The 346-nt window shown below is 43.1% G+C and carries 1 protein-coding gene; it reads right to left on the bottom strand.

The genetic code is table 11. From position 1 onward, the window contains the following. Positions 1–21: 21 nt before the first annotated feature. Positions 22–346: hypothetical protein (locus L9G74_RS23945; protein WP_238898538.1), on the bottom strand; the 325-nt coding region annotated here is incomplete at its 5' end.

Below are 346 nucleotides of genomic sequence, written 5' to 3' on the forward strand. Positions count from 1 at the left end.
CACGAGATCTGCTCTTAAGCCTTACATTTCTGCTTCGATGCCTATGCTCATCATCAGATGAACTATAATCTTTATTAGAATGGTGAGAATGTCTATGCTCATGGTCTGACAAGTTATCATCCCTATGTCGTTGTTTGGAAGAGTGGTGCTCATCATCAGAGGAGGAGCTATCATATTTATGACGATGATGCCTTGAGCGATGATGTTCATCATCAGAGGAGCTATCGTGCTTGGTCCCCCTGTAAGAATATTTGTCTTTGGAGGAGGAATGTCTTCTCTTGTGCTTATGCCTGTCCCGATTGTGGTGTGAAGCGCGATGAGAGTGATGTTTTTTCCTGGATCTTTT

The sequence above is a fragment of the Shewanella electrica genome, from assembly GCF_022321485.1.
GTDB lineage: Bacteria > Pseudomonadota > Gammaproteobacteria > Enterobacterales > Shewanellaceae > Shewanella > Shewanella electrica.